The following is a 5,167-nucleotide window of genomic DNA, read 5'->3' on the forward strand; positions in this document are numbered from 1 at the left end:
GCTACGCCGAAGTCCCGGAAGAGATGAAGATCAAATGGCAGCGCGCCCTGGGTGAGTATCTGGAGAAGCGCCAGTGCCTGCAGGGCGTGGTGATCCTGATGGACATTCGTCACCCGCTGAAGGATCTCGATCAGCAGATGATTCAGTGGGCCGTTGAGAGCAATATTCAGGTACTGGTACTGCTGACCAAAGCCGATAAGCTGGCGAGCGGCGCGCGCAAGGCACAGCTGAATATGGTGCGTGAGGCGGTGCTGGCGTTTAACGGTGACGTCCAGGTTGAGGCGTTCTCATCCCTGAAGAAGCTGGGCGTGGACAAGCTGAAGGCGAAGCTGGATAGCTGGTTTAGCGATTTGACGCCGGTAACCGAAGCAGACGCCGAAGCGTGATCCAATAAAAAACGCCCCAGTCATTACTGACTGGGGCGGCTAAAATATTCAGCCAAATCCGATTACGTGAAGTAAAAGGTCTGAAAGATAGAACATCTTACCTCTGTACCCTACGTCTTTAACTCTACTCTTTTTTTAGACAGTTACAAACGCTTTTTGTAATTTTTTTTCACCCTTTACATAGGGAATTCTAATGATCATCACAAAAAGCTCTATCTTATGTTGCTTACTTACATAAAACTGCGCGATTACGCCAAAGGCTAGTGCGCCAGATCCCAGTTTTCACCACTGCCAACTTCCACCAGCAGCGGTACATCCAGCTGGGTGCTGTTCTCCATCAGCTCATGGATCTTCTGGGAAACCTGCTCCACGTCGTCTTTGTGTACTTCAAACACCAGTTCATCGTGAACCTGCATAATCATACGCACGCGCGGCTGCTCCGCCTGTAGCCAGGCATCCACGGCGATCATGGCCCGCTTGATGATATCTGCCGCCGTCCCCTGCATCGGGGCGTTAATCGCAGCACGTTCAGCGCCAGCCCGGCGCGCCGCATTGCTGGATTTGATGTCCGGCAGATAGAGGCGACGACCCTCTAACGTTTCAACGTAGCCCTGCTCTTTCGCCTGTGCCCGGGTGCGTTCCATATATTCACGCACGCCTGGATAGCGCTCAAAGTAGAGATCCATGTACCGCTGCGACTCTTTACGCGGGATGTTCAGCTGGCGCGACAGACCAAAAGCGCTCATGCCGTAGATCAGACCAAAGTTGATCGCTTTCGCGCTGCGGCGCTGGTCGTTCGATACGCTCTCCAGCGGCATACCAAATACCTCTGCCGCCGTGGCACGGTGGATATCCTGCCCCTCGGCAAAGGCGGAGAGCAGACCCTTATCGCGCGACAGATGCGCCATGATGCGCAGCTCAATCTGCGAGTAGTCCGCAGAGACAATGACGTAATCCTCAGGCGCGATAAATGCCTGACGGATGCGCCGCCCCTCCTCGTTACGCACGGGGATGTTCTGCAGGTTCGGATCGGTAGATGAGAGCCGCCCCGTTGCGGTGACCGCCTGATGATAGGAGGTGTGCACGCGCCCGGTTTTAGGGTTGATCATCAGCGGTAGCTTATCGGTATAGGTCGATTTCAGCTTCGACAGGCCGCGATGCTCCAAAATGACCTTCGGCAGCGGGTAGTCCAGCGCCAGCTCCTCCAGCACCTCTTCTGAGGTGGACGGCGCGCCACCCGGCGTTTTCTTCAGCGGCTTAATGCCCTGCTTTTCAAACAGGATGACCTGCAGCTGTTTGGTTGAGGAGAGGTTAAACGCTTCGCCTGCGATCTCATGAGCCTTTTTCTCCAGCTCGGCCAGACGCAGGGTGATCTCCCCAGAGTGCTTATGCAGCACCGCCGGATCGATCTTCACCCCGTTACGCTCAATGCGAGAGAGCACCGGCACCAGCGGCATCTCGATATTCTGGAAAATATTAAGCGGACCGGCATGTTTCTCCAGCTTTGGCCACATCCTGAGATGCAGCTGCAGCGTGACGTCAGCGTCTTCCGCCGCGTAGTGTCCGGCCTCTTCCAGCGCGATCTGGTTAAAGGTCAGCTGGTTTTTACCTTTGCCGGCTATCTGCTCAAAGGTCACGGTCTGGTGCTTCAGCCAGCGAGCGGAGAGGCTGTCCATATCATGACGTCCGGCAACGCTGTCGAGAATGTAAGACTCAAGCATGGTGTCAAAAGCGATGCCGCGCAGCTCAATGCCGTAGTTTTGCAGAATGCCGCGATCGAACTTAAGGTTCTGCCCCACCTTCAGCGCTTTTTCATCTTCCAGAATCGGCTTTAACAGCTCCAAAACGCGATCGCGGGAAAGCTGCTCTGGCGCATCCAGGTAGTCATGTGCGACCGGGATATAGGCCGCCAGACCAGGCTCGGTGGCAAACGACAGGCCCACCAGCTGGGCGCTGACATTGTCCAGGCTGTCCGTTTCGGTATCGAACGCAAACACCGGCGCTTTCTTCAGTCGCGTAATCCACTCGTTCAGCGTCGGCTCATCAAGAACGGTGACGTAGTGCTCTGCGGAGAGCGGCGTGGCAGGCTCATCGTCTTCGTCTTCAACTTCAACAACGGGTGCCGCCTGTGGCTTCGCGGCCGGTTTTGCCCCTTTCCCCTGCAACCATGTTCCCGCTTCAACATCTGTCGTCCAGCGTTTGAATTCGTATTGTTTAAACAGGCTCAGCAGCGCATCAGCGTCAGGCTGCTGCACCGTCAGCTGTTCGCAGGTGAGATCCAGCGCGACGTCGGTCTTGATGGTCGCCAGCTGATAGGAGAGGCGAGCAACCTCTTTATTCTGCTCCAGCTTCGCCGCCATGGTTTTTGCACCGCGGAAGCTCAGGCTGGCAATCTTATCGGACTCACTAAATAGCGTTTCCAGACCACCCAGCCCTTGCAGCAGCGCCTGCGCCGTTTTTTCACCCACGCCAGGCACACCGGGGATGTTATCTGAGGAGTCCCCCATCAGGGCAAGGAAATCGATGATCAGCTCAGGCGGCACGCCATATTTGTTGATCACCTCTTCCGGACCAAGAATGGTGTTGGTCATGGTGTTAATCAGCGTCACGTTCGGCGTAACCAGCTGGGCCATATCTTTATCACCGGTACTGATCAGCACCGGGCGACCCATTTTCTCAGCCTCAAGCGCCAGCGTACCGATAACGTCATCCGCCTCAACGCCGGAAATAGCCATCAGCGGCAGGCCCATTGCTTTCACCATTGCATGCAACGGCTCGATCTGCGAGCGCAGGTCGTCAGGCATCGGCGGACGGTGGGATTTATAGTGCTCAAACAGCTCGTCACGGAAGGTCTTCCCTTTGGCATCAAACACCACGGCGGCATGCGTGGGCTGATACTGCATGATCAAGCTTCTGAGCATGTTCAGCACCCCGTACATTGCGCCGGTTGGCTCTCCCGCGCTGTTGGTCAGCGGTGGGAACGCGTGATAAGCGCGATAGAGGTATGACGAGCCATCAACGAGGATTAGCGGGTTTTCTGGGATCTGAACCATGATATCCGTGCCTGTTTAATAATTTATGGTTAAAGGATGCCACATACCGGACGAAAACTTGAGTTTTTCACGGTAATTCGTGGAAAAGATTTCCGGATCGTCGCGATCGTTCGCATTATTATCCTGTGGATAACTTTGTGCATGCTTTTTTGCTGAAGAAATAATAGACCATGTAATATTGGCGGGGTTGTTTATTTATCTATTAAAATTATATAGATAGAAAAAGGATCGCGATCCTTATGTCAGTTAAACGGCAATTTACTCCATGTGGATATAAGGTTTTGCCCATGCGTTTGTTTGGTACAGCAGACGGTCAGTCACGCTTAATTCAGCCTGCGCTCTGTTTTTGAACAACATCAATATGTCGTACCGCAGAATCTATAAAAAAGCCGGTCATTGACCGGCCTTATGATTACTTCTGGCCAACCAGATATTTTACCGTTGCAGCATACTGCTGGACGAAAACGTCCATGCTGCTGGTATCCATTCCCTGCGGGTTAACCTGATATTTGCCGTTAACAAACATGGCCGGCACACCCTGCAATTGCAGATCGGCGGCCGCTTTCTCCTGCTGGGCAACCAGGGATTTCACCACAAAGCTGTTCCATGCGGCGTCGTAATCTTCGCCTTTAATACCCGCATCAACAAATACCTTGCGGATATCGGCTACGCTAGTGACGGTCTGGGTCTTCTGCACTGCTTCAAACATCGGAGCGGTGATCTTATCCTCTACGCCCAGCGCCATCGCCACAGCCCACGCCTGAGTCAGATCTTTGCCCAGCGGACCCAGAAATTCGACGTGGTATTTGGTCATTTTGGTGCCTTCCGGCAGCTGCTGTTTCACCGTGTCGGAAACGTGCCATACGCGTTCAAAATCGTAGCAGTGTGGGCAGTAGAAGGAGAAGAACTCCAGCACCTGCGGCTCTCCCACCGCTGGCTTATCAAGGGCAATGTACTGTTTTCCCTCAGTGAACTGAGCCGCAGAGGCGCTAAATGCCAGAATAAGACCTGCCAGCGCCAGCCAAATTTTCTTCATGGTTAATACTCTCCTGAAAGTGTCAAATTAATACATCGGCGTAAGTTGCAGAGGCGGTTCTTGCAGAACCTTAACCTGCTCAATAAAGGTCAGAGTTTGCCTGTGCCAATAGTCTTCCCCGGTAAGCCACGGGAAATTTTTGGGGAATGCGGGATCGTCCCAGCGGCGGATCAGCCATGCCAGATAATAAACCATACGCATGGCGCGTAAAGGTTCGATGAGGGCGATTTCATCGGTTTTGAATTCGCTAAGCTCTTCATAGGCCTCAATAATCGTCTCAAGCTGCATACGCCGCTCGGCCTTGTCGCCGTTGAGCAGCATCCACAGATCCTGAACCGCAGGGCCGTTACGCGCATCGTCGAGATCGACAAACAGCGGTCCGTCGCGCCAGAGAATGTTCCCGGCATGGCAGTCGCCGTGCAGCCGCAGCAGATCGAAACGCGTATGCCACTGCGCCATTACCGCCTCGATAAGAGAATCCGTGGCGTTGAGGAAAGCTGCTTTCAGACCCGAGGGGATAAGCGTCGACAGTTCAAAGACGTGACGAGGTTCGATCAGATACTCATTGACGTCGATAGAGGGGCGGCTGGTGAACGTTTTTTTACGCCCGGTTTGATGCAGGCGACCAAGATAACGCGCTACCCACTCCATCTGATCGAGATTATCAGCTTCGAACTGGCGACCACCGAGGC

Annotated in this window: 4 protein-coding genes; 1 reads left to right on the forward strand and 3 read right to left on the reverse strand. The window is 53.9% G+C overall.

Annotation, left to right across the window (positions count from 1 at the left end; all coding sequences use genetic code 11):
• Positions 1–386, forward strand: a 386-nt coding sequence (locus RTP97_RS21180) for a GTP-binding protein (protein ID WP_409455965.1), incomplete at its 5' end; no start/stop codon positions are given.
• A 260-nt stretch (positions 387–646) separates the two neighbouring features.
• Here RTP97_RS21180 and polA read toward each other — a convergent pair.
• From polA to RTP97_RS21195, 3 genes are all read right to left on the reverse strand, one after another.
• Positions 647–3,439: a DNA polymerase I gene (polA, locus tag RTP97_RS21185; protein WP_312417143.1), complete on the reverse strand. Its 2,793-nt coding sequence runs from the start codon at positions 3,437–3,439 to the stop codon at positions 647–649.
• A 412-nt stretch (positions 3,440–3,851) separates the two neighbouring features.
• Entirely contained in the window at positions 3,852–4,475 is a 624-nt protein-coding gene (gene dsbA / locus RTP97_RS21190) for a thiol:disulfide interchange protein DsbA (RefSeq protein WP_268106321.1), read from the reverse strand.
• Between the two features lie 27 nt (positions 4,476–4,502).
• Positions 4,503–5,167: serine/threonine protein kinase (locus RTP97_RS21195; protein WP_312417145.1), on the reverse strand; the 665-nt coding region annotated here is incomplete at its 5' end.

This window comes from Pseudescherichia sp., from assembly GCF_031998825.1.
Classification (GTDB): domain Bacteria; phylum Pseudomonadota; class Gammaproteobacteria; order Enterobacterales; family Enterobacteriaceae; genus Pseudescherichia.

Bases quoted from the DNA above. Each gene is read 5' to 3' on its own strand.
- polA (WP_312417143.1), bottom strand. From the start codon at position 3,439: ATGGTTCAGATCCCAGAAAACCCGCTAATCCTCGTTGATGGCTCGTCA.
- dsbA (WP_268106321.1), bottom strand. From the start codon at position 4,475: ATGAAGAAAATTTGGCTGGCGCTGGCAGGTCTTATTCTGGCATTTAGC.